Origin of the sequence: Paraburkholderia sediminicola, assembly GCF_046030555.1 — a bacterium.
GTDB classification, from domain to species: domain Bacteria; phylum Pseudomonadota; class Gammaproteobacteria; order Burkholderiales; family Burkholderiaceae; genus Paraburkholderia; species Paraburkholderia sediminicola_E.
Genome location: NZ_JAQQCH010000004.1, coordinates 1 through 26,279 on the forward strand (window position 1 = coordinate 1; position 26,279 = coordinate 26,279).

Sequence of the window (26,279 nt, forward strand, 5' to 3'; positions counted from 1 at the left end):
AAAGGCGCGCTGCCATTCGCGTTGATGTACTGGTTCCTGCAAAAGACAAACGGATGGTTCGAGCAGAACCGCGCAACCGAAGTTGCGGACGTTCAACCCGCGTGAATATCAAGGGCGCGCACCGTGAGCGACATCTCGACTTTCTGAGCACTGAGCGGGTCGACGAAGCGCCGCAACAGCCGCAACGGCAGAGTAAGCGCGCGTTGCTGTTCCGGCCTGCCGCGGTCGAATAGCCTATAAGAGCTATTTGAATGTCCGCTTTAGCTGAGACCAACTGTCCCTTGTGGGTCGGAAATGTGAGTTCGCCGATGGAGAAAGCTGCCGTTCCGCTGTGTGGTGCCCTGACCGTCAGCAATCCGTCACATTGCTGACGTAGAACCAAGCCGGCCTCAACGTCAGCAAAGGCCGATGAACCGCCATCCATCGCCAAGTTCGAACATTTGCAAAGCCCAGATACACCTGCGCGCTGACTGTCGGCGTAGAGACGACTAACCGCGCGCCCTCTGCGGCCTCCGAATTCGCGACAACACGCTAACCTCCGCCGAAGCCTTATCCAATCGGCCAAACGCAAACACTTAGCCAGCCTGGTTGAACGCTACGCCGCTGCCTTGATTTATAATCATCAAGCCATCGGGAAACACCCGGCGGTCAGGTTTGGAAGCCTGCTAGCTAAACCCGCACACCCGCTCAGGCGGGTCGTGCGTCTACCTCTGCACGTCTATATTCCAATGGGCGGGTCGTGGTGGGGGAGCCGCAAGGCTCGCCGGTTTGGTTTAGCGCCGGTCTTCCAAACCCGCCACGTGCCCGCTCACCCACTTCCCCAAGCGAGTGTCGGGCGATCCAAGATGTACCAGGGAGGTCGCACCATGAGCAGCAAACCTACAAAACAATCTCAACCCGTTTCACGCCCGCCTGTCGACGCGCTCCAGTACGAAAAACTTGCATTGCAGACCTTCGATCTATGCAACCGGCAGTTGAGCCAACTCAACACGCTGATCACACTTGCGTCTTCAATATGTAGGAATCCTGCCATCACGAGCGACGAAAGACGACGTCAACAGACGATGCTTGAATTGCTAGTCGACACAGCAGAGCAATATCAGCGAGAGCTCGAGTGTGACCGTGAGCTGTATCAAGTGATCGCGCTCGACGCGAAGGGTGTTCCACAAAGCCGCATCACCGCGAGCCGTGCAGCGCGCCTTCTCGCAGAGGCGTCACAAAAAGCGGCGACGGAAACACCGACAGCCACGAAGCCGAGCCCGAGCAAACAAACGTCAGCCAAACCCACGACAAACGAAGAAGCAGACGCGGCCCAACAGCCTGCTCCCACCCAGCACTAACCATCGCGAAGGTGAGCGACTTCAGTCGTTCAGATTTGCAGGATGCCTGCCCTCAGTCACAAGCCTGAGCGAGCGCCACAAGCAGATGTGGGCAGGCGTCGTATAAACCTAAACACCATCAGGCGTCCGCCATCGATCGAATCCGGAAAGACGTAGCCGCTCCTGCTCTGCCAGCCGCATCTAGACCACTACATTTGTAGGTATAACTTTGGATAGCGCCCTGCTATCCTGTTTGAATTGCACGCTGCCCTATCCGCGGGCAGCGAATTTCCTGATCGAGCGTCGTCATGAGATCGTCAGGCCTCAGGGTGCGCAGGTTCAGCTCGGCGGCTCAGGAACGCGCGTTCCGGATGGACTACGCGCGACGCTTCTCCGGACAGCGCAGACTCGCCATCGCAATCTTCACCGCGTTGTGGGTCGTATTTTCCATCCGCGACTTCCCCCGGTTAAACGTACTCGATCCCGCCCATCTGCACCACAACGAGCTCATTCTCCTGCGAGTCGCCGGAGCGATCGGCATGGCGATTCCCGTGCTGTTCTGGACCCCGCGCGCACTCGATGAGCGTTGGGCCGTCGGGCTGCTCAGTGTCTGGACGATCAGTTGCTGGTTCACCACCCTGAGAATGCTGCAGTTTTATCCAGGCGACCTTGGCTGGCGGGAAATCTATCCGGTGCTGATGCTTTGCCTTTTCGTGATATTCATGGCCTTTCGGCTTCGGGTCATAACGGCGGCTTGGCTAATCGGGATATGCATCGTCAGCTATCTGATCATGCTTTATTTCAAACCCGTCGGCGGGAGTGTCGAACTGCGCGTGGAGTCGGTGGCTGCGCACGCCACGATGCTGCCGCTAATGTCTATCGTCGGCGTGCTGCTCAGCATCCCGCTGGAACGTGCCGCGAGGCGCGAATTCATGTACAGACGCACCTTGCGCGCGGCCAAGGCGCGCGTCGAAGCGGCGTCGCGCGTGGTCAACGAGCAGAACAGACGCATGCAAGAGCTCGTCAGGGAGAAAGAGCGGTTCTTTTCATCGGCGTATCACGACATCCAGCAGCCTCTCGCCGCAATCAACCTTTTCATCCGAAGCGCCCGGACGAGGATCAGGGGCGGCCGCGCAGTGGATCGCGAGCTTGATGTCATCGAGGAGACCGCGTCCGACATCCTCGACATGTTCAAGGACATTCAGGACTACAGCGAGCTGGGTTCATATGTTCCCCATGTAGTACCGGTCGATACCCACGCGCTATTGACCGAGGTCTTCGAGCAATACCAGGAGATGGCCCGATTGCGTGGCATCGATCTGAGAATCGCGGGGCGGCGAGCGTACCCGCCGTCCATCGAGACCGACCGATCGCTCTTCAAGCGGTCTGTGTCGAATCTCGTCTCGAACGCGATCAAGAACACGTCATCGGGTGGCGTTGTGCTCGGCTGGGTGCAACTGAATGAACGGCTGCGCGTCGATGTATGGGACACCGGCATCGGCATTGCGCCCGCCCATCGAGACGCGATCTTCTCCGAGTACTATCAGATCAACAATCCAGGGCGCGACCGTTCGAAAGGGCTGGGACTGGGGCTGTCGATTGTGCATCGTGCGATCCACATTCTGCCGGGACACAGCATGCGTTTCGCCTCCGTGGAAGGGCGCGGATCGCGATTTTCCCTTTACGCGACGGTTTCGGCATCAACCCCGACCGTCGGGGCACATGCTCAGGATGGCGACGTCTACACGTCCGATCTCACTGGCACGTTCATGCTCCTGTGCGACGATGAACCTACCGTCCTCGAAGGCCTGAGGCGTCTTTTCTCAAGCGCGGGCGCGCTCGTGTACGCCGCTGAGTCGATGGCCGGATTCGAAGCCATCCTTGCCGATGACAGCCGCATTCCCGATCTCATCGTCGCGGACATCCGTCTACGCGAAGGAGCCACCGGCAAGGAGGTGGCTGATCGGATCAGGCGTCATTTCGCATGGGCGGGCGTTATTCCCGTCGCATTTATCACCGGCGAGCTGCTGTCCGATCACGTCCTTCGCGACTTCCCCGAACCGTTCGTGCTATTGCGCAAGTCCTCCGCCCCCAAAGACCTGCTGGCCGAGATCAGCCGGTACGTGGCCGCTCAGCGGAAGATGAAATTCGATCTCGCAAACGATCAGTGACTGAACGCGTCCCGAGCACGGTGGTCCTTTCGGTACGCCATCATTCGTCTAATGATGGGCGAAAACCGCCACTTTTCAGGCGACACCGTATAGATCAGCCGCCACTGTGTACTATCAGACCTGAAGACATCGGACGATCACTACCGATTTAGCCATCCTCCGATGTCTAATCGCAGCCCGACTCGAAGACAGTTCTGGGAGACGATTGAATGCGCGTACTGATCGTCGACGACCATGAACTCTTCAGAGCCGGATTGGCGCTTCTACTAACGGAGCTCTTTCCGAACATCGAGTTGCTGCACGCGAGCACATTGTCGCAAGGGGTGAATCATGCGCTTTGCGAGCTCCTGAACATCGTATTTCTCGATCTCGACCTGCCCGATGGCAACGGTTGCAACGCGCTTGCCGAATTGAAGGAGTCGCGGCCGTCTTTACCGGTGATCGTGATATCGGCCGATGAGCGAGTGGAAACCATCAGTCGATGCATCCAACTTCGCGCCATGGGATACGTGCCCAAATCGTCGCCGCCTGAAGCGCTTCGTGCGGCTATAAGCGCAGTGCTTGCGGGGGGCGTGTTCCTACCAGCCTCCAGCATCGCTAGCCTCAGTCGTGATATGGACACTGACAAGGCTCGGGAAAATGGCCCTGAGGATAGACAGCCGCGCGTTAAATCGGAAACGAGCAATGCATCCGAGCTGGGACTCACACCGAGGGAGTTCGAAACGTTGGCGTGGCTGGCGCGCGGACTTCCGTCCAAGGCCATTGCCCTGAGAATGGGGCTCGAGGACATTACGGTACGGAAATACGTCAGTCATCTGCTTGCGCATTTCAATCTGCGGCGCCGTACGGAACTCATCGTCATGCTGGCGAATAAAGGGATCAAGCTCGGCGTCCCGCCGGTCACGGATCCGGCGCTTGACCGAAACCTGCCGAATACCGGCGGGCACCCAACTCACTGACTTCAGCTAGCGTGCTTTCGATCGATCGCCTTCGATACACAAATGTATCAGCGATGTGACATGCGCTCGCCCCGTACCTGAGCAGTTCAGGAAGGCGCCGTTGGGACGCGAGTATCCGCCCATGTCACCGGAATCGGACGATGACAGTGCATACATCTTTCGTCGACGATTGCTGTCCACCACCTACGCATGTGCGTTGCGACGGCGTTTCGCCTGACCAAGAATGAATATGACAGCAACGCTGAGGGGGCATTCGTCGAGTGCTCCCTCAGCGGTGGGTCGTCGTGATGAGCTGAACCGGCCTTGGCTCGTGCGAAACGCGAATAGCGAATCGCATGAGTGGAAAACTCAACGTAGTTAAAGGAACCAACATGAAATCACCTCTGATAGTCGCATCCGCTGTCGTGCTGTTTGTCGTGGCCGGTGTTGCGCATTCGCAAGGCGCGCCGCAAGCCTCTCAACCCGCCCCGCAAGAAAACGCCGCAACGCAGGCCTCTGACCCGAGTGCGGGGATGGAAGCATACGGCGGTACGCCCGACACACAGGTACAAGGCGGTACAAAAAATGTCAGACCGTGCCGGATGGATCCGCAATGCAACGTTTTTTTCGGCGGGAGCTAACAAAGATCTGACGGCGCGCGAGCCATGCAACCTGTTGATGACGAAAAGGTGAAGAAATGAAAGTGCAGCTCTCGGCTGTAATCATCGCGCTATTCCTGCTCACCGTAGCCGGCGCGGCCGACTCTCAGGAAATGCAACCGTCAGACGTCGCTAGCCACTCGTCCAGTCAGCAGCCGATAAATTCATCGCAGCGGGCGATGCCGATGGACGGCGATAGTACGTGGGACTACGGAGCCCAACCGGGCGGACGCAATGGTTACGGCAAAACCCGAGACGGTCAACCGTGCGTGGTGGGCCTGTCGTGCGATATCTATCAGGGCAGTTAGCCAGGGTGGCTGTGTCGCGATAGGCTACATAGCTGACGTAGAACCGAGCCCGCTCCAACGTCAGCTATGGCCGATGAACCGCCGGACAAAGCCAAAATCCAAATCAGCGATATTGGCCAGGTTCTCCCAAAACCCGGGGGCGCGGCCTGATCGCCGCAGATGAACGCATGACAGGTGGAATCTTGCGTGACCGTGGCTTCTCGGTACAGCTTTAACAATAGTGTCCCAGTGTCCGTCCATTCGTGGATGGACACGATGCTTCCGAACCCCTTGATGCAACTCGAGACCTCCTGTCCGTGGGCTTAGGACGCATCCGAGGTCAGGCGACGAGGTTCGTCTAGAGTCCGTTTCCCAAAACCTTAGCTGGCTAGTGGCGCGGCATATGCCGATCGCACAAGGCAGTGACCGGCCAGTTTGAGACGTTCGACATCGTCCCCGAAATCGTCGACAAAGTGGCGTCCCTTCGCATGTGTTGCTTGACGCAAACGGCACGGACCAGTCAGAGAATGATTCAGCAAATTCCTGCACTTGTTTGGTGGAAGCTTTCGGCGCGGGTAACATAGGCAACGCTCGCATAGAAGAAAAGCGACGGTCGGCTTTCCGATGCGGCCTATGATAAAAATCTGTTTAGCGAGGGAGGACGGCGTGGCTGAGACATGTAACTGGTTGATCGATCATACCGGCATCGGGGTCTCCGACATTTACCGGTCGGCGAAGTTCTACGAGGCAGCACTGAAACCGATCGGTGCCGCAGTGGTAGCGCGCATTACGCGTGACTTCAGTCCGGCGGGAGAAGGCGACGCGGACCTAGCCGGCGTAGGTTTTGGCTACGATTACCCAATCTTCTGGATTGATGTTTTTCACCCACACAACCTTAAGCAACATACCGCATTTCGAGCTGTTAGCCGGGAACAAGTCGAAGCTTTTCATCGCGAAGGTTTGATAGCTGGCGGAGAGGACAATGGAGGGCCCGGCCTTCGGTCTGGTGGATACCCGAAGGGGTACTATGCGGCTTTCCTAATCGATCCCGACGGCAACAACATCGAAGCCGTGTTCCGAGAAAAATAATAAACGATCGGGTTTTATGCGGTGAGCCTACTGACCCAGCGTGAGCGACCGTTTTAGAGGTTATCGGCCGACCGTTGTGGGTCGCACTGAGACAAATAACCACCGCCCACGACGCTGGCCACCGACCTGCGCCGAACTTCCGTAGCCGACCCACAGCAGCCTGTCGATTTTCTCCGAAGCTGCCGTTCAGCATTTCATGATGAGCGTGTCTTATTTCATCAACTCAGCGCTTAATTTTCGCTTTGTGGACCTGCCGAGATGCCGCGCTTGCCGGCAGCGCGTTGAATCGATGGACGCCTGCTGATTGTCGAGACCGACGCGAAGAATTCGACAGCTTTCTCGTTCTCACGCGTGATGTGAAACCCGAGCTTTCTATGGAAAGCCATCGATAGCCGGTTCGTCTTGTAGACGTTGCTTCGCAGTTCGACTATTCCCGTTCTGCCCGCGAGCTCGGCCAGTTTGGAAAGCAGTTCGGACATTACCGCCGGCGTTCGATGCAGCGGATGCGTGCTCAATCCACTCACGAACCAACAGGTTTCCGATTCCCGACGGAGCATGGCGTATGCAACAAGTTCACCCGCTCTTCGCACTGAACATACTTCGCAGTCTTCCAGCGATGCTTGTAAGCGAACACGATGCTGATCGGCATCGAAGACGTCGCCAGCGCGCTCGGTGTGTTCGCGCAGAGTGAGCAAGTCAAGCGTAAGGATTTCGTTGACCGTTGGCATCATGCTAAATGACTGAGTTCGTGGGTACGTCCATGGGTCCGAAACGCTCCGATTAGCCGTTGCTGTTGTGCCCGCTAATGGTCCCGAATACTTCTCTGGAAAGACACTGTGCCATACCAGATCGTTTCCCGCGCGGAACCACGTTTCCGAACTCAGCCGGATGACGAGCGACTCAGTTCGACCCTGAAGGGACCGTCGATTTTCGCGATAGCGGATCGTTGATCAAGCGCCAGAACCTACGCTGTGGGAGAGATGGGTCGTTCAGCCTTGATCAAGGAAAAAAGACGAACGTCGTGAAATGCGTCTTTCCAGTACCCCACTGTCGCATGATGCCTTCCTCTATAAATCCCAAGCCGCGCAGAAGCCCTATAGACGCGTGATTGTCGAGGTCGGTCGTTGCCTGAATTCGATTGATGTCCCAGCGATCGTAGGCATGGTCGACAATTGAGCTAAGAGCTTTGCGCATGAGACCTTGTCCCCAAAAGCGTCTCTCCAACTCGAAACCGATGCTCGCCGACCGGAAGGCCCCATTGATGGCGAGTCCGCAGGTACCAATAAGGCACATCTTGCCGGCAAACGGCAGACTTGCTCAATCATGAGTAACTCATCCTCCATCCTATCCAGAAGGAAGAACGTATGGCGTCTGGCTGTGCGACGAAACCTTCGGCAAGAATGGAATGTGAGGTGTTCGAGCAAGCGATACCAACCCTGTTTCAGGGGACTGGACCGTGTTCGTGCTCTGCTGCTTGAGCTTTCATGGCTCGCGCGATCAATAGGAAGTCCACTTGACTGATCCGAAGGCCCCCTCCGCCATCGCTGACAATTTTTCCTAAGTTCGGGTGACTAAATACGGCGAGGTATAGCCTCTGCGAAAAAATCGGTGACTTGTCGCACACGCGCCGGTACAAACCGGCGTCTTGGCCAGATGAGGCTTATGTCTCTGGCGTCGCCTATAAATTCGTCGAGAACGGTGATGACGTCCGGATGTCGGAGATCATCGGCAAGAGAGATCTTCGCAAACAGGCCGATTCCCACACCGGCTAGAACACCAGCCCGGATCGTTTCGATACTGTTGGACGTGAGATTTCCGCGCACGGACACGCTAAATCGACCTTCTGGCCCTACGAAGGGCCAATGCGCTGACTCCGTCAAGCCGCGATATAAAAGGCAATTGTGATCAACGAGCTCGACAGGAGTCTTTGGCATTCCGCGTTGCTCGAAGTAGCGACGGGATCCGACGCAGACGAGAGGAGTGCTGGCCACGCGCCTGACGATCGCGTCAGGATCGTTCACGGGCCCCACTCGGATCGCCAGATCAATCCCATCTTCCACCATATCTCGCACGAAGTCCGAGAGAATGAGATCCACCTGAAGGCCAGGATTGAGTGATAGCAGGTCGGGAATAAGCGGCAAAATATGAAGACGGCCAAAAGTACCTGATGCAGCAATCCTGATCAAACCCGAGACATTATGCGTACTGCTGGTCAGCTCGCTGTCGGCGTCATCCATCTCGTCAAGCAGCGGTTTTGCCCGATCGTAGTATCTCTGCCCCTGATCCGTCAGGGTCACGCTGCGCGTACTTCGGTTAAATAACACCACGCCGAGGCGCCTCTCGAGCGCGCCGATAGCCTTACTGATTGCCGACTGTGAATCGCCGGTTCGACGCGCGGCAGCTGTAAAACCGCCTGCTTCAACCACGGCTATGAAGGCGTTTAATTCGTGGAATCGATCCACTTCCATTCCCCCTGGGAATTAATGTTATGGCAAATTAAGCTATTATCATTGGTTCCGACATCACTCACAATCCAGCTCTCTCCACAGCTGAAGGAATGGTGTCATGAATATCGATCTCACTGGCCGCAAGGCCGTCGTTACTGGGTCCACGGCAGGTATCGGACGAGCCATTGCAGAAGGGCTGGGGCGCGCGGGCGCCGCGGTCGTGATCAACGGCCGCACAGAGAAGCGCGTCTCCACGGCGCTTCGGGAGCTTCGCGAACTCTTGCCGAAGGCGGAGTTTACCGGCGTCATCGCAGATCTTTCGACCCCGAAAGGCGCGGCGGACCTGTTCGCGCAGGCGCCGGATGCGGACATTCTCGTCAACAACGTGGGTACTGGGCGTCCGAAGTCCTTCTTCGAAATTGAGGACAGCGAGTGGATCGATCTCTTCGAACTTAACGTCATGAGCGGCATTCGCGCCTCCCGCCACTATGTGCCAAACATGACGAAGCGCGGCTGGGGGCGCGTCGTCTTCATCAGTAGCGAGTCCGCGCTTGCCATCCCCAAGGACATGATCGACTACGCCACGACCAAGACCGCTCAGCTTGCCATTGCAAGGGGCTTGGCCGAGGTGGTCGGCGGAACGGGGGTCACCGTTAATTCGGTTCTCCCTGGTCCGACGAATTCGGAGATCATGGGTGGTTGGGCGCAGGCGAACGCAGATGCGCAAGGCATTACGCGTGAGGAAGCCGAGCAGCAGTTCCTGAAAACGAATCGCCCGACCACGCTCCTCAATCGCTTCGCCACAACCGAAGAAGTCGCAAACCTAGTCGTCTATGTCTGCTCGGAGCAGGCGTCGGCGACAACAGGCACTTCATTGCGTGTCGACGGTGGTGTCGTTCGGACAATTGCATAGGGCGCCCGCTTGTTCACTCGCTCAACGCGGCCTCGGGAAGGGCCAAACCATCGGCTCCTTCCCGGAGTAGACGACAGCCCAAGTTGAATGTGCCTGCATTCGTACGTGTATTTCCACTCAAAAATAGCCACCCAGAGTTGCCTTAATCGCGCCGACCGGTTGGTCCACGGTGACACGATTGTCGACGATCCTCGCCTTAGGGTCGACTGTCCGCTCCTGGCCGCGCTCCGCCGGATAATGACCAGCGGTTCGCCACGTCCAACGCCAAAGATTCGCAGGATTGCGAAACAAGACCGTCACAACCGGCAGCCTCCTCTGCGTGCTCGACGACCAACTGCGCATCTACTTTGATCGCCATCTTCTCTTTCCGCCGAGTCCAACATCTTATGAATTGACTTGCATTCTGATCAAATACTGTATAAATTTACAGTACTGTTTTTATATACAGGATCGGTTATGAATCAGCTCATCCGCATCTTGAACGACGGTGATCGCGAAACGCTTGTTTGGTTGCGCAAGCATGTCGGAGACGCTCGCGTGGCTGCTGCTGCACGACATCAGGGAGGCAACGGCAAACCGTACGTGTCCGCCGTGTGCCGCTATCTCGGCGTACGTCCACCAACGCTTCATCAGCCCAGCCGGCCTGTTGAAGACTGCACGGTCGGCGATAACTATCTTGCCCAGATCCGCCAGTTGTTGGCACAACGAAACCAAGTGCTGTTGAAGCATCAACTTTGATGCCGCGAGTTACCGCAAGCCTTCAGGAACATAACAGCATGATTAACGACTCTGCTCTTGATATGGATGCCCACGACATCAATCCTGTCGCCCCCGAACGCGCACTCCGCAGCGCGTCGCTCGACCTCCAGCAGATCATTGCCACGGTCGCGGGTCGTTATCTCGACAGTGGCCGTCGCCGTTACTCAAGTGACGCGCGATTGCCGACCTGGCGCACGCTGCTGACAATCGACGAACAGGTCTTTGAAAATCGGGGCTTCCGATCGAGGCACAGCGAGACAGTACGCTCGACGTTTGTCCGGTTTGAGGACAGTCGTGTGTCCGGAATGGATCTCGACGAACCCGTCGACTGGCGACGTGACGACGACAACCTGCCAGCCGTGTACCTGCTTGTACGCGCACTGGTACAGGCCGACGCTACCGATGTGGCCACTCAGGACTAATATGCCGATATCGGCCCTTGAGCGTTATAGTTTTGGATGCGCGCCAGAAAGTTCAAAGTTAAGTGAATCTCGACAGTTAGCGGCGCAATCGGATTTCGTCGGCAAGCTGGAACTGCCGAGTTGCCGCCATATGTACTCGGACATATCGGCTTCTCAGTCGTCCCGTGGAAGCGAGGCAACGGCTACGCCAAGCAGGCGCTCAATCTGATGTTGGGCGAAGCGAGGCGGCAAGGTTTGTCCTACGTCGAGCTAACGGTTGATCCCGAAAATATAGCTTCGCAGCGGGTGATCGCAGCATGCAATGGTGTCTTGATCGAACGCTTCAAAAAGGCGGTGGCCTATGGATGTGCGGAGTCTCTTCGCTACCGCATTGAGCTACACGATTGAGGAGCCTGTCGGACCCTGTTCGACCAATCCGGACCTTGATTCGGCTCAGCTAGATCGGCGACAATCCAGGCCCCACACACGCTTATCAGGTGGATTGTCATGAGTGTCATTCAGATACACCGCGTGATCCGCGCTGACGCCGCTGAGTTGATCGCCGCGAACTTAGCAAGTCAGGACTACCACCTGCCGTGGGCCACATCCTTTACCGATCAGGCGGGATTCGATAATTGGTTCGCACGCGGCCTCACCGGATCGAACGTCGGTTTCGTTGCGCGGGAAATAGCATCGAATAGAGTTGTCGGCGTCGTAAACATTAACGAGATCGTCGCAGGCGCTTTTCAGAGCGCATACCTCGGGTACTACGGGATGTTGAACTTCGCCCGGACCGGGTGGATGCCGACAACGCGCTGGGCGCGACCCAAGTGCAAGCTCATGCCGAATCAAAGATCAGCATCTTGCTTGACCAGTTGGAGTCGCAACTTCAATCGAGCGATGGTCCCTGGTTGCTGGGGGAGCAATACACGATCCTTGATCCCTACGCGTTCATGCTCTGCCGGTGGACAAGGGGCTTCACGAAACCCGCGCGCGTATGGCCACTGCTCGGTCAGTATTTGCAACGGATGCTAGCGCGACCTGCGATCCAGCGCGTGATCAAAACGGAAGGGCTTGCTGCTCCATTGGTGTAATACGATCTCTGCCAGTTTGTTTGTCAGTTGATTCGAAGGTCTGCTGCACGCAGCTAAGCGACGTTCAGGCCATGATTTTGTTCGTCGGGTCAATTGCCGTTATCGATGCCGTGGCGCTCGCCTGGCGGACGACAGTTGCTAGTCGCGCGAGCGACGTTAGCTTGACCGTATCAAGGTGACCAATAAGGGCATCAATGAAAGCGAAGACCCAATCGTCCTCGAACGTCCTATTCGTGGCTTTGACTCTGCCCGTGGCGGAGCCGACGACCAGAACCCGGTCGCCCTGCGCTACGAATTCGGGGGGCTCTGGGTATGACGTTTCCACCATTTCCGAAGCCTTCTGAAGCAAATCCGCCAATCCCGCGTGTCTGCGGTGCGTGCCGGCCAGCGGCCACTCGCCCGGAATGATCCACTCAATGTCTTCGGCAGAAATCGTCAGCAGACCTTGCTTATCGCCGCGGCCCATTGCTGCAAAAAAATCCTTCACAATCTGGACATTCTCTTGCGTGCTCATCGAAATCTCTCCCTCTCTACAGGAACGGCAAGCGCGACGCCTCCCCGAGCTGGAAGGCGTCAAGCAGACCCATAAGCGAGCGCACGCCAGATGATCAGAGCGCGGCTTCCTGCCGGCGTCGCCCTCCCTTCAATCAAACTGTGGCTGCCGTTTGTCCAAGAGGGTCTGCGAGGCAGGATCGCATCAAAATTTGCGATCACGATTCATCAGTCGAACTTGACCAAGTCCTTGAAGATCAGTTGACCCCAGCTATTTCCGCGCGCCTGCACAAGCAGTCCACCTTCGGAAAGCCCGCCAAGTTTGATCGGCGAGAAACCGAGATTTTCCGCAAGTGCGCCAATCTCCGCTGCTGCGCCGTCATCATCGCTCGACAGGAAAACGACTCTCCTGCCACCGTGTACGGCCGGATCCTGGTCAAGGACGGCAGCGCCCAAATGGTTAAAACCCCTAACCAGTCTTGCACCAGTGAAGGCCTGCGCAACGACCTTGGAAGAAGGCTGACCTCCCAGTTCCTCAGGGGACACGCCGTAGGCATTGGTCACATCGATGATGGTCTTGCCCTTCCAATTGGGCAGCGCCTTAGCGACATCCCGGTGCGCCTCGAAACGGACAGCCAAAAAGATGATGTCCGCCTTGACCGCTTCCGCCAGTTTTTTGGGAATGATCTCGGGTCCGATCGCAGCCGCAGCGGATGCAAAGCTTTCCGGGTCGCGAGTGGTTGCAACGGACACTTCGATGCCCTTGCGGGCAAACGCCTTGGCCAGGGCCTGGCCAATATTGCCGAAGCCGATAATTGCGTAGCTCATATGTTCTCCTTAGGTTTACCACGCCCTACGGGCTCCGAATATCGAAATGGAGCGCCCGGCCGGGCGTAGCGTCAGAGTTGCGCAAGGCCGCCGTCGACGGCAACCTCGCTGGCGGTCATGAAGCTGCTGTCCGACGACGCGAGAAAGGCGGCCACGGCCCCGATCTCCGACGGATCGGCCATGCGCTGGAGCGGAGTCATCGCGGCATAGACCTTCTGGCCCTCCTCGCCGAGCGCTGCCTTCGCAAGTTCGGTCGCCGTCGCCCCGGGCGACAGCACGTTTACGCGGATGCCGGTGCCCTTCAGGTCCTCCGCCCAGGTCCGCGCGAGGTTGCGCACTGCCGCCTTGCTAGCGCTGTAGGCGCTCATTCCCGGGGCGCCCGTGGTGCCGGCGCTCGATCCGGTCAGGATGATCGAACCGCCCTCGCCCATCAGCGGCAGCGCCTTCTGGACTGTGAAGATCGTACCCTTCACATTGGTGTCGAAGTGTTCGTCAATGTGCTCGGCGGTGATCTTGCCGAGCGCAGCCTGGCTTCCCGCCCCGGCATTGGCGAAGACGATGTCGAGGGTTCCGCGCTCGGCCTTCACCGCCGCGTAGAGTCGGTCGAGGTCGGCCTCATCCGAGACCGAGCCCTTCACCGCGCGGGCATTGGGCCCGAGCTCGGCCACAGCGGCGTCGATCGTTTCCTGCCGGCGGCCGAAAATGAAGACGAAGGCTCCCTCTTCGATGAAGCGCTTTGCTGCGGCGCGGCCGATGCCGGTAGCGCCGCCGGTGATCACGGCGGTCTTTCCATTCAGTCTGGTCATCACGTGCATCCTTCCTTGGAGTTGTACGGAAGCAGGGAACTGCTTGCTTGAGACAAGTATGCAGTTCTGATAACCTAGGGACAAGTATGCACCTTTTGGTAACCATGAAAAATGACTGACTGTACTCAAAATAAAAATTGCGGTGGCCGCTACTCCTACGGGCTCGCCGCCACGCTCAGCATCATCTCGGGCAAGTGGAAGCCGCTGATCCTGTACTTCCTGCTCGACGGCCCGAAGCGCTACGGCGAGCTCAAGCGCAACGTCCATGGCGTCAGCGCCAAGGTGCTGATCCAGCAATTGAAGGAACTGGAGGCCGATCACGTGCTGGCGCGGACCGACTACAAGGAGGTGCCACCGCGCGTGGACTACGCGCTGACCCCGCTCGGCCGCAGTCTGGCCGACAAGATTGTCCCGCTGTGCACCTGGGGAACCGAGAACATGGCAGAAATGGTGAGCCTTCTCGCCGAGCGCGACAGCTTGCTTTAGCACGATGCTGGAGAACCGCTGAGTCGGATGACCCTTCGCATTCGTGGGAGGGCGGCAGGTCGAATTCTTGCGCGCCGGCGGGGGCGGCCTTGGCGGTTCGGCCGCCGATCGCCGTGGCCATGCCACCTGCGCCGATGATGCTGATAGTGCTCATGTGCAGTCTCCTGGTGAGTTAAGTGGTGCTCAGTACTTTCTAAACGGAGCATCCCCCGCTAAATGTTTCGTGTGTGCCGAGCAGCGTGGGCCATCCCTTATGCCATCCCCGGGTCGACAGCGTCTTTGCACCGATGAATCACGGCGTCGCGACATTGCTGTCCGTCGGGCTTCGTTGGGACTCGGCTTCCTGCCTCAGCTCAATTCAGACGGCAGGGAAGTAGTGGCCGTTGTCGAGGTCCTTGAGCAGGCCGGGCTGAGCAGGCTCCCAGCCGAGGGTCTGGCGGGTGATGAGGTTGGACGCCGGCAGGTCCAGCGTAACCAGATTCGCGAGGAATCCAAAATATCCCGGCAGCATCAGTACGTCCACGGGAATGCTCACGGCCGGTAGGCCCAGACGGCTGCCAATGGCCTCAGCGATCTCGCGGAACCGGATGCCCTCGCCTTCAATCCCGTGCCAACTTTTGCCAGCGGGACCCTTCTCCAGCGCCAGGCGGAACAAGGACGCGAGGTCACGGCTGTGCACGGCCGGCCACAGGTTCGCGCCGTCTCCGGGGTAGCCGATGGCGCCCTTCTCATTCGCGAGCCCGATTAGCAGCGGGAGGAAGCCGGCACTATCGGTCGTGCTGTGCGCGATGGGCGGAATCCGCACGACCGAAGACCGCACGCCCCGCTCAGCGAGGCCGACAACGGTGAGCTCCACGACGTTGCGAACCCGCAGGGTACCCCTGTACGCATCGCCGCCGGGAAGGGCCGGGTCCTCCTCGGTGGCTGGCCGGCCCAGGCCTTCCCACCCGGGCGAGCCAAGGCTCGCCGACACGACCAGCGGCTTTCCGGTGCCGGCTAGTGCCTCGCCATACGCGAGCATGATCTGGAGCTTCGCAGCGGCCACGGCGTCAAGCCCACCGGAGGGCAGCAGGTCTTGCCTGTGTGCGACGTGGATGACGCCGTCGGACTCCGCAGCCGCCGCCTTGAGTCCATCGAGGTCGGAGATATCCCCGCGACGCACCTTGGCGCCGAGCGCGGACACCGCCGCCACGGACTTGTCCGACCTGGCCAAGCCGGTTACCTCGTGGCCGGCGGCGATGAGCTCGGAGATGATGTACGAACCGATATGGCCGGTCCCGCCAGTGACGAAAACGTGCATGTTAGTGTTCCTTATGAGTGATGTGATGCGAGAAGGGGTGGTACCGGCGCTTAGCCGAGAAGGCTGACGCCGATTGAAAAATTGGTGTGCTTGACGGAGTGGATGAGGAGACCCAGCGACAGCAGGCAGGCGTGCTCCAGCGTCCTCGCCATGGGCAGCGGCCCGGTATCCATCGGGCGTAGCCCGAGGCTCTCGATAAACGCCGAGACGCGTGCCTTCGCCTGCGCGTCGTCCCCGGCGATGAACACGTCCAACGGGTGGCCCTCTGCGGGACCGGCAGCCAGGACGTGGGAGAACTGGGTGTTGAACGCCTTGACGACTTCCGCATCGGCAGGGGCGGCCTTGGCGATCTCCTGGGCGCCGAAACTGTCGCCGGGGGTCACAAAGCTCGTGTGGTCGGCGGCGACGGGGTTGGTGATGTCGACAAGAACCTTGCCTGCCAGCGCTTCGCCGTACTGCTTCACCACGTCAAGAACGGCGGAGTACGGAACCGCCAGGATGACAATGTCCCCGGCTGGGGCGGCGCCGAACGTTCCTGTCGTCGCGCCGGTTCCGACCTTCTCGGCCAGCGCCCGCGCCTTGGCGGCGTCGCGGCTCGTCACCTCGACGGTGTGTCCGGCCTTGGCGGCAAGGCCGCCGATCGCTGCGGCCATGCCACCTGCGCCGATGATGCTGATAGTGCTCATGTGCTGTCTCCTGTGAGTTGGGTGGTGCTCGTAACCACTAGCAACCATCCTATTCACATTACTTTCAAAAAACAAGTAAACATGAGATTTTACTTGCGTCATGCAAGCGATGTTAATATCTAGCCATGAAGACGACAGCTAAGGAAGACATTCGGTCTCATTGCGCAGTGAACTACGGCGTGGAGATCTTCGGCGACCGGTGGTCGCTCTTGATCATTCGCGACATCGTTTTTGTTGGCAAGAAGACGTATGGCGAGTTCCTGAAATCGGAAGAGGGAATCGCGACCAATGTCCTTGCTTCCCGCCTCGTGTTTCTTGAGCAGCAAGGAATTCTCTCGAGGGCACCCAGCCCCGACGACGGGCGCCGTGACTTCTACACGCTGACCGAGAAGGGGCTGGACCTCATCCCTGTCGTGCTTAACATTGTCCTTTGGAGTGCGAAGTACGATTCGAAGTCGTACGTGCGGCGCCGCAAGGAATTCGTTGCTCGATTAAGTCAAAGCCCCATACAGGTGAGCGAAGAGGTGAAGGCGTTAGTCCGCAATGGTGGATGTATGTTTCCTGAGAGCAAGGAATGAGCAAGACGGCAAGCGCGCCCTGTCACATCGCACGAACGATGTGCACACGCCACCGGCTACGAGATGCAGCGAATAGCGGGGCCGATGTCCGAAACGGTCCTGGAAGCGGCCATTAATGTTTCACGAACCCCAGCGGCTGCATTGGGTCGAACTGAGCCAATCGCATCAGGCAGAGTTCGGCCAAGAGCGGACGGTCGGCTCACGTCATCAGATGGTTGACGATCGCTGGTTGCTGCTTAAGGCCGCCGTCCCCCTGCGGGTGTGCGACGCCTTTCGGCATATCGTGCAGGCGAACATCCGACGATGCGACTGAAGGCTGTACTGAATGCGCTTGTCGATCCATAGCCGATCGCCGTAGCAATTTCGACTAATGGACGATTGGTGAAGCGCAACGCGTCTTTTGCCAATGCCATTCTCCAGTTCAACACATAGTCGATAGGTGTTGTTCCAACCACTCGCGTAAATCGATCAGCGAAGGCGGAACGCGACATTCCGGCGGACGCAGCCAACAATGCAACGGTCCATTGCCTCCCACTGTCCGCATGAACTTCGCGCAATGCAATCGCAAGCTGTTCATCGGCAAGGCCGGCCAGCAAACCGGGCTTTGTGGTTCCCTCTCCATCAAGGACGGCACTCTGGGATCGCAGCGCTTCTACAAGCATGATTTCCAGAAGACGGCTGAGGATAAACGTGCGTCCTGGGCGCGAGCATGATGCTTCCCGGTCGATCAGTTCGACGATGCCGCGCAAAGTGGAAGCCGAGGTGTTGGCATGACCGATGTGTATGACCGGTGACATGAGCCCGTTCAGCAAATCCGCGTTGGCCGTGGCAAAGGAAAAGTGACCTCCGATGATCCGGGTCGTCTCCACACCGCATCCAAACGACACCAGTGAATCCGACGAATGCCGAAGTGCATCAAATTCGACGGGCGTCCCAGTTTCGCCTTTAGTCAGCATCCACGCGGGAGGGGCGGGCATCAACAGGAAGTCACCTGCTTCCATAAGCGCAGACGGAAACCCTTTTGCTTCAAACCGGCAAGTGCCCGATATGAAGAGACCGAATACGACGTGGCTGTCCGCCGGGAAGCGAAGTGCCCAATCTCCCCCTCCCTCGAAATGTTTTAGGCCAAGCGCTTCCGGTCGCAGAAGGGTGATCAGTTGTGTAAGGGGTTCCATTCTGGACGATAACTAAAAAACTATGGAGCCTTACTTATAGACCGTCCAATTGGTGCCGTCTACAGTCCCAATGTGGCAATTGATTAACACAGAGAACGGGAAATAATATGGCGCAGACAGTTTTAATAACGGGTTGCTCATCCGGGTTTGGCAAAGCGACGGTGCAAGCATTTCTGACAGCCGGCTGGAACGTCGTCGCGACAATGCCTGACCCTTCCTGCTGGCTGGGTCAGGAGACCTCTTCAAACCTTTTGGTCGTCCCGCTCGATGTGCGACGCGTCGCAACGATCGCGTCGGCGATCAGCCGTGCGATCGAGCACTTCGGCCGCATCGACTGCCTTGTCAATAATGCGGGACTCGCGTTGTTTTCCGTGTTTGAAGCCACGCCGATGGACGTTGTTCGTGACTTGTTCGAAACGAATGTCTTCGGCTACATGCAGACAATGCAAGCCGTCATCCCGCATTTCCGGGGTCTCGGCCAGGGGAGAATCATAAATGTCAGTTCTGGATCCGCAATCCTGCCCGAACCACTGATGTCGGCGTACAGCGCGAGCAAGTGCGCGGTCGAGGGACTGACGGAATCGCTGCAGTATGAATTGCAGTCGCAAAACATCCTGGTCAAGTTGATAGAACCAGGCTTTGTGCCAGGAACGAGTCTGGTGCGCAAGACGGTCGAGCAGGCAGCGACGATCTCAGTACCGGTCGCCTATCAAACGCTCGTTGACCAGACTATGAACATGTACATGCAATCGTCAAAGCTGCAATTGGCATCTGAAAACGACGTGGCGCAAGCCATCCTTGATGCGGCGACAGACGAGGCGGGGCAGCTACGTTACGTCGTGGGCGAAGATGCGAAAGAGTCATCCAGGATGCGGCGCGAAACATCGGAAAACCTATACACATCGTGGGCGAGAGAGAAGTTTCAGGTGAGGCCGCGGTAACGCTGGCGGGGGGCGATGTCCGTCGCGGGATCGTCGGTTGAGTGACCGTTTCCGGGAATTCCGAAGGTCTCTTCAGGGTCGGCTACGGAAGTTCAGCGTTGGTCGGTGGCCAGCGTCGTGGGGCGGAGGTCATTTGTCTCAGTGCGACCCTGAGCGGCCCCTTAACGGTTTCTCACTTACGACCGAAAGTGGCCCGGAAGCAGGCCCGCGGCCGTTGCTGCCAAACTGCTCTACATCGCCGACCGCGGGTGCCGCAAAGCAGAAACCAAGCGGCAGAAGTCGTTGAATTCGGCCTACAGGAAAAAAAGATAATCGATAAATATCCATTCTTAACTATGCGATTTGGATATTTTCGAAAATCAATGGCCAATTTCACCAAGGTTCACCGGCACTACATATCCGAATGAGGCTGCCCTCTGTAGTCGGCGCGCCACTCTAAAATCTGGTGGGCAACATGCTTCTCGATTGGCAACTGTGAGCTGCCTAACACGCCGGCCGTCGGAATACTTATTTATCCAGAAAATCAATTCAAGTTTCTCCGTACTCCGCCGTAATACGATCACAACCTTAAAAATGAGGATGGCATGAGCATTTCGATAAATTCCGCGAACTCCACGACGCTATCTGTATCCGACTCGGCACTCAACTCCGCAGCGCCAACGCCGGGCGTTTCAGCTTCGCAGACCACTCCTTCATCGATTACCGTCAGTGCCGTTGACACCCAGGACCATACCCGTATTGACAAATACCTGGATGCACTGAATGCACCATTGAAAATGGGAGTCGATGCTCAAAGCATTGCTGATGCGCTAGTGCCGACAATGCAGTCCGTCATAAAAGAACGGCCGGATCTTGCAAATGCGCAATTCGACTTCGCGGCGGACAATGGTGCCATTGCTGTCTCTTCGACAACAATGAGTAACAGTGACAAAACCTGGCTTCAGGGAAAGCTAAATAGCAATACATCCCTCGTCCAGGCTGTGAAATCATTTCATGATGACGCAGTCGCCGGTTATACGACTTGGGCGAAGGCGGATGGCAAGCCACTTTCACAGTCCGAGACCGACTCCATAAGCAAACAGGCAGATAATTTGACGAGCTTTATGGACCTGTTCAAGAACCTCGGCGCCGGGGCTCAATCTTCGCTGATGAGAGATGGCACTTACAGCACCTCAGGCGGAGCACCGCTGAATCTCGCTCAAGATCCCGGCAGCGCGAAGGGATTCTTGAGTTTTATGCAAAGCGTGCAATCTGCGAAGAACGGCACTGCCACTTTCGCGACCTCTTCGGGGCAGTCCTTGCACGCAGTTCTTCAGATGAATATTTTCGAAATGAATAGTTCAGCGATGCCGAACTTCTTTCCGCCATCGGACACTCAGTCACTAGGATTTAAGGAGAAAGCCTGATTCCAAGACGTAAGCACGGTGATTCGGCCCGGTATCACCGGGCCGAATTATTTAGTATCGGCCGAGGTAGGTTTCTGTGCAGATGTGAGTGAAGTACGCGTACGACGAGCTGGCGCTCAGCGCCTGACTGTCCGTATAGGCGACCGCGAAGGAATTGGGGTTGTACGTGATCTGCCAATGATCAGCCGGCGTGGACAGTGTTTGAAAAGTCCCGGTACTGGTCCCTTGCCCTTGGCAGACTCCTACGTTCAATGGAGTAACAAGTGTGCCCGTGGATCCCGTATAGCCCGAGGTAGTGGTCAACAGCGTCAGCGCACCTGTCGTACTGCGGTCATACGCTTGAATGGTGACATGCTCACCCGGCGGCAGTCGAACATTGCCGGTGTGGTCCCAGGCGATCACGCCCGGAGTTATCGTGCGCGCCACATTTTCGTGTCCGGGGGCAAGATGCGTAATGTTTTCGGTATCCGTGAACTGATAGAACCCGGCAGTGCCGCCGCCATCTGAAACGCGCAGCGCGTATGTCTGTCCTGCAGGGGCGGATGTCCCCGTGTCGTAAGCGCGCATCAGCAATGTAGCGCCGGCGGACGATGTAACGTTGTACGTTGTTCCTGACGTGAGAGAGGCCCAAGTGTTTGGTGCTGTCTCCAACTGGGCGGTTTGGGTCGCAGATCCTGTGAAGGTAATCAGATTGGCGGTTTGTGTGCTTGATGTCTGAATCGCGTAATAGTCAACGTCGCTTACAGTATCCAGATTCGCGTTGATTAGTTGATTGCCCGGCAGCTGTGTCGGGTGGAGAATTGAGTCGTTCGGTTCGTACGTATCGTAGCCGGTCGTGCCAGTCACTTGAAACTGGAACGTCGCACCACCTGCTCCCTGTTGTGAGTCTACGAGCAATAAAAGTCGGACAGGACCGCCGGGTATGCCTTCGACGATTTTGTTCTGCGACGAATCGCGTTCGTCATCCAGATACGTGAAAGAACCATCCGAATTGACCTGGACCAGGTGGGCGTCGTGTTCTTCATTAAATGGGAGATTAACGACATAGGCCACTGTCTTGGTTACATCAGCTGCAACGAACTCAAAACAATCTGTTTGCCCGGAAGGCGCTGTACTTGCGTTGTACGCCGCACCAACTTGAATGTCCGCACAGCCCGTAACAGGCGGCGCTACCGTCGCAGCGGTAAATGTGGTATCACGCGTTGTTCGCAGCGATTGGAAGCGGGTAGTTGGAAGACTCCATGGCCTTACGGTGATAGGTTTCGCAGCTGCGGACTTTAGGCGGGCGATGGCAGGTGTGTCGTCGTTGACGCTAATTCCCGAAGTGTGGGACTGTGCATTAATAGTTTCGGCCCAACTGAGTTGCGGCATATAAATCGCCGTACCAATGAGCACGCTCAAGAACAAGGCTTTTGTTTTCATATTTTTTAGCGGAATGAGTTGCGGATGAGATTCGGACAGCGGCACTCATGTTAAGGCTAATTTCCAATTATTTATTAAAATATATCAATCATCGGACTCGCATATGCTATTCAAATACATGAATTTTCTATGTGCCGCTCAAAAGCTTTTTCCCAGCACTGCTCCAGGAGGGAGATAGAAGCCAAGTTTTGTCGGTACCGAATTGCAGGCGTGGATAATGCCCTTTGCATTAAATCGATGCCAATTTGGCGCCAATCAAATTTGCATCGACCATGTGAGGCGGCCTCTATTCGCTGACGGTGCGAATGCTGAAAGCGTGACGAAGAGAGACACTCGCGCTCGCTGCGCGTCCGTCGCTCTCTGCCCGTTTGTCGCCTCCGGTGGTTCGCGCAGACTGGAACTCCCTTCACTTGGAAAGGAGATCGTCATGGAAGCTAATACCGTCGCCAGCCCGGCACGGGTGCCTTGGAACAAAGGCAAGCTTACTGGGCAGAAGCCCCCGCTAAAACTGAAAGAGATCTGGGCGATACGGATTCGTCTGCAACTGGCCGCGAGAACCCGCGACCTTGCGATGTTTAACCTGGCCATCGACAGCAAGCTGAGGGCATGCGATCTGACCAGGCTACGCGTGCGCGATGTCTGCCTCGGCCAGCGTGTAGCGTCACGAGCGATGATCATGCAGCAGAAGACTCAACGTCCGGTCCAGTTTGAAATCACCGAGCAGACCCGCGATAGTGTGGAGGCCTGGATCAAGCTGGCGAAGCTAGTGGCGCCCGACTTTCTATTCCCGAGCCGCATTCACGGGTCGCCGCACCTGTCCACGTGCCAATACGCCCGTCTGGTGCACCGCTGGATAGGGTCGATCGGCCTTGACGATACCGCATACGGAACGCACACAATGCGTCGAACCAAGGCGTCGCTAATTTACCGCCGCACGAAGAACCTGCGGGCGGTACAGTTGCTGCTCGGTCACACGAAACTGGAAAGCACAGTTCGATACCTTGGCATCGAAGTCGACGGTGCACTCGAGATGGCAGAGCAGACCGAGGTTTGAGCTACGGTCAGGCCGGACGGTAACGGTCGCTGTCCGGCCACAAGCGGACCTTCGACAATCATGTGAAGATCGTCGACAATTCTCGTGCTCGACGTGAGCGCGAAGTTTGAGCGTTCGTTAGCCACGGGGGCAGACGTCGACGCTGCAACATTCCTGGCGTTTATGAAAGCTACCCGTCTGGCCTTCGCTTCGGCTTTATTCTGCATGGTAGGAGTTGGTACGGCAGCCGAGCCTTCACCTTCGATCACACTCGAGGGAACCTTGGAGATCGGAGAGTTTTATGGGCCGCCCAACTACGGCGAGAAGCCAAGTAGCGACCGCGTCGAACATTCGCTGTATCTGCAGTTGCCCGCTACGCTTACCACACAGCTTTCCGATTCTGCAGCATTGGCCACGCTTGGCCCCGACGCACAGAGGACGTATTTCGTTCAAGTCGTTGTTCATGATCCCGAACGGGCTGCGGCAGAAAAGGCGATTGGTCACAGAGTGCAAATCGTAGGCGACCGGCTTGAACCTCTGACAGGTCACCACCGATCACCCTTGCTGATAGATGTGAAATCGCTCAAGCCAATTGACGCGTGGAATTGGTAGCGCTTTCGGTTGAGAGTCGCGAGTGCCCTCCGCCCCCTCGAAACAGTGCATGCAATTTGCATGAGGCATCACCCGGCCAACATGCGACGTTCACGCATGCAAGTAGAATCGTCAACAATCGGCTGAACACGCCCGATGGCCCTTCCAATTTCGCGAGGTATACCGATGAAGGTAGCAATTGCTTATATTGAGGAGCCGCCGTTCGGCTGGACGGACGCGGGAGGTATGGCTACCGGCGCCGACATTGATCTTGCCGACGCGATTCTTCGCGCGATCGGTGTCACCCAGATCGAGCATAACCGGACGACGTTCAGTGAACTGCTGTCCGGAGTCGAAGCCGGCCGGTGGGATATGAATGTTCCGCTCTTCGTTACGCCTGAACGCGCTAACCTGGTTGCGTTCAGCGTGCCCGTGTGGGCGATAGGAGACGGGTTTCTGGTTCGCGCTGGAAACCCGAGAGCGCTCGACAGTTATGCGTCATTGGCCGAACAACACGATGCGCGCCTCGGCGTCATTGCCGGGCAGGTGCAGCATGACTCAGCAAAAGCGTCAGGCATAGGTGAGCACCAGATTTCCATTTTCGCGGACCAGGCCGAAGCTATCGAAGCGGTTCGCTCGGGGGAGATCGATGCGTATGCAAGCACCGCCCTGGGAAATCGCATATTGGCGGATCGAATCGGCGGTTCGGTGCTAGAAGCTGTTGAGCACCAACTGGGAACGAATGGCAAACAACAAAAACTCCCATTCGGAGCATTCTCCTTTAACAGAAGAAACAGCGATCTGCGCAATGCAGTCAACACGCAACTTCGTTTGTATCTCGGCTCACCAAACCATCTTGCTCGCATGGCACGATTTGGCCTGACGCATAACGAGATCAATCCCGCGCTCGAGAGGGCGGCGGCTGCCTGAGACGCGAATCGGGCTGGAACCGCAGCTCGTCAAGCTACGCAGGAGCGTGTCAAAACTTGTGCCGCATGCCAACTCTTAGGATTGCATGGTTTTGTGTCGATGAGGCCGTGAGCAAGTATATGTTAGCGACCGGCGATCCTGACGCGTTTGCGAATAAAGCTCCGCCGCCTGTGTGTTGATAGGCAAGTTCGGTGTATACGTCTGTGCGCTTTGAAAAAGCATAGTCGAGCAAGCCACCAATCTGATGAATTTTAGATTGTCGCTCTCGATGACCGCCGTCTGATCAATCGCATGTGTCGTGTTGCCTTCCGGTATCCGCCGACGGAAACGATCGCGCCGGCAGGACAGCTACTTTGACGGGCTAATTGTTGGTGAAGAAATCAACGAGGCTCTGAGGCGCGTCGGGGCCGAGACATACCTTGAGGATTCTTTCCGACTCCGCGGCTTCGGACTCGCTGCGGGGAAAGAGGTCCCTTTCATACGCAATGAGTGCGGCTTCAACGTTCCCCGGGTTGGCGGCGATGGCCTTCCCGAGTTCAGCGCCGTCGAACATTGCGAGGTTGGCCCCTTCGCCAGACGGGGCCATCAGATGTGCGGCATCGCCGAGCAGCGTCACCCCGGGCACGCGATCCCATCTGTGCTCGACCGGGAGCGCATGAATAGCGCGAGGCACGGGGTCCGTCTCACTGTCAGTGATGAGCGCTGTCAGTTCCGGCGCCCAATCGTCGAATTCCTCGGCAACGTAGGCCAAGGCAGTCGCCGGGTCGGAGAAGTCGATGGTGTCAATCCAGTCCTTGGGCTTGTTCAATTCCACGTACGTGTGCAGCACTCCATGGGGCTCGCGGTGGGCGGCGATGCCTTTTCCCGGCGTCAGCGCAAACAGCGCGCCATTGCCAACCGCTCCCGCGCTCGCCTTGTGACGGGTGTCGCTGTCAAACAGGTATGTCTCGATGAATGACGTGCCGACATACTCTGGCTTCGCGTTGGAAAGAAGTGGACGAACTCTCGACCAGGCACCATCGGCCCCAACAAGAAGATCGGTCGTCACCGCTGCGCCGTTAGCAAAGGTCAACGCGTGCCGTCCACCGCCGAGCGGAGACACCGCGGTGACTTTGTGTCCCCAGCGCACCGTGCCGACAGGCAGTGAGTCAAGCAGAATCCGGCGAAGCTCTCCTCGGGGTACCTCAGGTCGACCGCCTGTACCATCGTCGAAATCTTCGAACAGGACGTTGCCATCCTTGTCGAGTACCCGCGTTGCCTGACCGCCGGCGTGAATGATCTCGAGGAATTGATCGAAGAGTCCCGCTGCCTTAAGCGCGAGCTGGCCGTTGTTTTCGTGGATATCCAGCATGCCTCCCTGCGCTCGCGCGTTTACCGAGGCTTCCGCTTCGTAGACCGTCGCGGCGATGCCATGGACGTGAAGCACCCGGGCAAGAGTCAACCCGCCGAGCCCTGCGCCGATGATCGCAACTGAAATATTCATCCTGTTTCCCTGAAGATCGGAGATCGCCACGAGTCCATACTTTGG

28 protein-coding genes and 1 pseudogene are annotated in these 26,279 nt (G+C 57.5%); 18 read left to right on the forward strand and 11 right to left on the reverse strand.

Annotated features, from left to right (window positions below):
- Nucleotides 1–866: 866 nt before the first annotated feature.
- The 5 genes from PQQ52_RS07490 (at nucleotide 867) to PQQ52_RS07510 (ending at nucleotide 6,463) form a co-directional block, all read left to right on the forward strand.
- Nucleotides 867–1,340, forward strand: coding sequence for a hypothetical protein (locus PQQ52_RS07490; protein ID WP_408208646.1), 474 nt, complete (start codon nucleotides 867–869; stop codon nucleotides 1,338–1,340).
- A gap of 350 nt (nucleotides 1,341–1,690) precedes the next feature.
- Nucleotides 1,691–3,490: a hybrid sensor histidine kinase/response regulator gene (locus PQQ52_RS07495; RefSeq protein ID WP_408208649.1), complete on the forward strand. Its 1,800-nt coding sequence runs from the start codon at nucleotides 1,691–1,693 to the stop codon at nucleotides 3,488–3,490.
- 209 nt (nucleotides 3,491–3,699) lie between these two features.
- Complete coding sequence (locus PQQ52_RS07500; RefSeq protein ID WP_408208652.1) at nucleotides 3,700–4,449, forward strand: response regulator; 750 nt, start codon at nucleotides 3,700–3,702, stop codon at nucleotides 4,447–4,449.
- Between the two features lie 676 nt (nucleotides 4,450–5,125).
- Complete coding sequence (locus PQQ52_RS07505) at nucleotides 5,126–5,395, forward strand: hypothetical protein (RefSeq protein WP_408208654.1); 270 nt, start codon at nucleotides 5,126–5,128, stop codon at nucleotides 5,393–5,395.
- 666 nt (nucleotides 5,396–6,061) lie between these two features.
- On the forward strand, nucleotides 6,062–6,463 hold the full coding sequence (locus tag PQQ52_RS07510; protein WP_408208657.1) for a VOC family protein: 402 nt from the start codon (nucleotides 6,062–6,064) through the stop codon (nucleotides 6,461–6,463).
- 230 nt (nucleotides 6,464–6,693) lie between these two features.
- On the opposite strand, the gene PQQ52_RS07515 is transcribed toward PQQ52_RS07510, so the two are convergent.
- The 3 genes from PQQ52_RS07515 to PQQ52_RS07525 all read right to left on the reverse strand — a co-directional run bounded on the left by PQQ52_RS07515 (nucleotide 6,694) and on the right by PQQ52_RS07525 (nucleotide 8,925).
- Nucleotides 6,694–7,194 (reverse strand): GNAT family N-acetyltransferase, encoded by a 501-nt coding sequence (locus PQQ52_RS07515; RefSeq protein WP_408208660.1) that lies wholly within the window; start codon nucleotides 7,192–7,194, stop codon nucleotides 6,694–6,696.
- Nucleotides 7,195–7,462: 268 nt separating this feature from the next.
- Nucleotides 7,463–7,756, reverse strand: a complete 294-nt coding sequence (locus tag PQQ52_RS07520) for a GNAT family N-acetyltransferase (protein ID WP_408208663.1) — start codon at nucleotides 7,754–7,756, stop codon at nucleotides 7,463–7,465.
- A 278-nt stretch (nucleotides 7,757–8,034) separates the two neighbouring features.
- Entirely contained in the window at nucleotides 8,035–8,925 is an 891-nt protein-coding gene (locus PQQ52_RS07525; RefSeq protein ID WP_408209541.1) for a LysR family transcriptional regulator, read from the reverse strand.
- 103 nt (nucleotides 8,926–9,028) lie between these two features.
- Between PQQ52_RS07525 and PQQ52_RS07530 the strand changes: the two genes are divergently transcribed.
- From PQQ52_RS07530 to PQQ52_RS07555, 6 genes and pseudogenes are all read left to right on the forward strand, one after another.
- Entirely contained in the window at nucleotides 9,029–9,823 is a 795-nt protein-coding gene (locus tag PQQ52_RS07530) for an SDR family NAD(P)-dependent oxidoreductase (RefSeq protein WP_408208666.1), read from the forward strand.
- A 456-nt stretch (nucleotides 9,824–10,279) separates the two neighbouring features.
- On the forward strand, nucleotides 10,280–10,561 hold the full coding sequence (locus tag PQQ52_RS07535) for a CppA family protein (protein ID WP_408208669.1): 282 nt from the start codon (nucleotides 10,280–10,282) through the stop codon (nucleotides 10,559–10,561).
- Nucleotides 10,562–10,599: 38 nt separating this feature from the next.
- Nucleotides 10,600–11,004: a DUF2471 domain-containing protein gene (locus PQQ52_RS07540; protein ID WP_408208672.1), complete on the forward strand. Its 405-nt coding sequence runs from the start codon at nucleotides 10,600–10,602 to the stop codon at nucleotides 11,002–11,004.
- Nucleotides 11,005–11,091: 87 nt separating this feature from the next.
- A complete protein-coding gene (locus tag PQQ52_RS07545) occupies nucleotides 11,092–11,391 on the forward strand; it encodes a GNAT family N-acetyltransferase (RefSeq protein ID WP_408209544.1) in 300 nt (99 codons plus the stop codon).
- Between the two features lie 99 nt (nucleotides 11,392–11,490).
- A pseudogene (locus tag PQQ52_RS07550) lies at nucleotides 11,491–11,787 on the forward strand (GNAT family N-acetyltransferase); the annotation flags it as partial.
- Nucleotides 11,788–11,813: 26 nt separating this feature from the next.
- Entirely contained in the window at nucleotides 11,814–12,077 is a 264-nt protein-coding gene (locus PQQ52_RS07555) for a glutathione S-transferase family protein (RefSeq protein ID WP_408209546.1), read from the forward strand.
- Nucleotides 12,078–12,141: 64 nt separating this feature from the next.
- On the opposite strand, the gene PQQ52_RS07560 is transcribed toward PQQ52_RS07555, so the two are convergent.
- The 3 genes from PQQ52_RS07560 to PQQ52_RS07570 all read right to left on the reverse strand — a co-directional run bounded on the left by PQQ52_RS07560 (nucleotide 12,142) and on the right by PQQ52_RS07570 (nucleotide 14,203).
- Nucleotides 12,142–12,591: a nuclear transport factor 2 family protein gene (locus PQQ52_RS07560; protein WP_408208674.1), complete on the reverse strand. Its 450-nt coding sequence runs from the start codon at nucleotides 12,589–12,591 to the stop codon at nucleotides 12,142–12,144.
- A gap of 206 nt (nucleotides 12,592–12,797) precedes the next feature.
- The gene (locus PQQ52_RS07565; protein ID WP_408208677.1) at nucleotides 12,798–13,397 is read right to left on the reverse strand and encodes an NADPH-dependent F420 reductase; all 600 of its coding nucleotides are present in this window, start codon (nucleotides 13,395–13,397) and stop codon (nucleotides 12,798–12,800) included.
- 71 nt (nucleotides 13,398–13,468) lie between these two features.
- Entirely contained in the window at nucleotides 13,469–14,203 is a 735-nt protein-coding gene (locus PQQ52_RS07570) for an SDR family NAD(P)-dependent oxidoreductase (protein WP_408208680.1), read from the reverse strand.
- Between the two features lie 111 nt (nucleotides 14,204–14,314).
- Between PQQ52_RS07570 and PQQ52_RS07575 the strand changes: the two genes are divergently transcribed.
- Nucleotides 14,315–14,689 (forward strand): winged helix-turn-helix transcriptional regulator, encoded by a 375-nt coding sequence (locus tag PQQ52_RS07575; protein ID WP_408208683.1) that lies wholly within the window; start codon nucleotides 14,315–14,317, stop codon nucleotides 14,687–14,689.
- A 358-nt stretch (nucleotides 14,690–15,047) separates the two neighbouring features.
- Here the strand turns inward: PQQ52_RS07575 and PQQ52_RS07580 are convergent, their stop codons facing one another.
- On the reverse strand, nucleotides 15,048–15,989 hold the full coding sequence (locus tag PQQ52_RS07580; protein ID WP_408208686.1) for an SDR family oxidoreductase: 942 nt from the start codon (nucleotides 15,987–15,989) through the stop codon (nucleotides 15,048–15,050).
- Nucleotides 15,990–16,039: 50 nt separating this feature from the next.
- On the reverse strand, nucleotides 16,040–16,675 hold the full coding sequence (locus PQQ52_RS07585; protein ID WP_408208689.1) for an NADPH-dependent F420 reductase: 636 nt from the start codon (nucleotides 16,673–16,675) through the stop codon (nucleotides 16,040–16,042).
- A 125-nt stretch (nucleotides 16,676–16,800) separates the two neighbouring features.
- Between PQQ52_RS07585 and PQQ52_RS07590 the strand changes: the two genes are divergently transcribed.
- Nucleotides 16,801–17,253: a winged helix-turn-helix transcriptional regulator gene (locus PQQ52_RS07590; RefSeq protein WP_408208691.1), complete on the forward strand. Its 453-nt coding sequence runs from the start codon at nucleotides 16,801–16,803 to the stop codon at nucleotides 17,251–17,253.
- Between the two features lie 236 nt (nucleotides 17,254–17,489).
- Here the strand turns inward: PQQ52_RS07590 and PQQ52_RS07595 are convergent, their stop codons facing one another.
- A complete protein-coding gene (locus PQQ52_RS07595; RefSeq protein WP_408208693.1) occupies nucleotides 17,490–18,428 on the reverse strand; it encodes an AraC family transcriptional regulator in 939 nt (312 codons plus the stop codon).
- Between the two features lie 107 nt (nucleotides 18,429–18,535).
- Here PQQ52_RS07595 and PQQ52_RS07600 point away from each other — a divergent pair, with 107 nt between their 5' ends.
- Together PQQ52_RS07600 and PQQ52_RS07605 are read left to right on the forward strand one after the other, a co-directional pair.
- Nucleotides 18,536–19,369 (forward strand): SDR family oxidoreductase, encoded by an 834-nt coding sequence (locus PQQ52_RS07600; RefSeq protein ID WP_408208696.1) that lies wholly within the window; start codon nucleotides 18,536–18,538, stop codon nucleotides 19,367–19,369.
- A 584-nt stretch (nucleotides 19,370–19,953) separates the two neighbouring features.
- Nucleotides 19,954–20,775, forward strand: a complete 822-nt coding sequence (locus tag PQQ52_RS07605; protein ID WP_408208699.1) for a hypothetical protein — start codon at nucleotides 19,954–19,956, stop codon at nucleotides 20,773–20,775.
- A 51-nt stretch (nucleotides 20,776–20,826) separates the two neighbouring features.
- Here the strand turns inward: PQQ52_RS07605 and PQQ52_RS07610 are convergent, their stop codons facing one another.
- A complete protein-coding gene (locus tag PQQ52_RS07610; protein ID WP_408208701.1) occupies nucleotides 20,827–22,197 on the reverse strand; it encodes a hypothetical protein in 1,371 nt (456 codons plus the stop codon).
- Between the two features lie 427 nt (nucleotides 22,198–22,624).
- Here PQQ52_RS07610 and PQQ52_RS07615 point away from each other — a divergent pair, with 427 nt between their 5' ends.
- The 3 genes from PQQ52_RS07615 (at nucleotide 22,625) to PQQ52_RS07625 (ending at nucleotide 24,751) form a co-directional block, all read left to right on the forward strand.
- On the forward strand, nucleotides 22,625–23,251 hold the full coding sequence (locus tag PQQ52_RS07615) for a tyrosine-type recombinase/integrase (protein WP_408208704.1): 627 nt from the start codon (nucleotides 22,625–22,627) through the stop codon (nucleotides 23,249–23,251).
- Nucleotides 23,252–23,335: 84 nt separating this feature from the next.
- Nucleotides 23,336–23,842 carry a DUF4431 domain-containing protein gene (locus tag PQQ52_RS07620; protein WP_408208707.1) on the forward strand — a complete coding sequence of 169 codons (507 nt, stop codon included), beginning with the start codon at nucleotides 23,336–23,338 and terminating at the stop codon, nucleotides 23,840–23,842.
- A gap of 165 nt (nucleotides 23,843–24,007) precedes the next feature.
- Nucleotides 24,008–24,751 (forward strand): transporter substrate-binding domain-containing protein, encoded by a 744-nt coding sequence (locus PQQ52_RS07625; RefSeq protein ID WP_408208709.1) that lies wholly within the window; start codon nucleotides 24,008–24,010, stop codon nucleotides 24,749–24,751.
- A gap of 361 nt (nucleotides 24,752–25,112) precedes the next feature.
- On the opposite strand, the gene PQQ52_RS07630 is transcribed toward PQQ52_RS07625, so the two are convergent.
- Nucleotides 25,113–26,234 (reverse strand): FAD-dependent oxidoreductase, encoded by a 1,122-nt coding sequence (locus PQQ52_RS07630; RefSeq protein WP_408208712.1) that lies wholly within the window; start codon nucleotides 26,232–26,234, stop codon nucleotides 25,113–25,115.
- Between the last annotated feature and the right edge of the window lie 45 nt (nucleotides 26,235–26,279).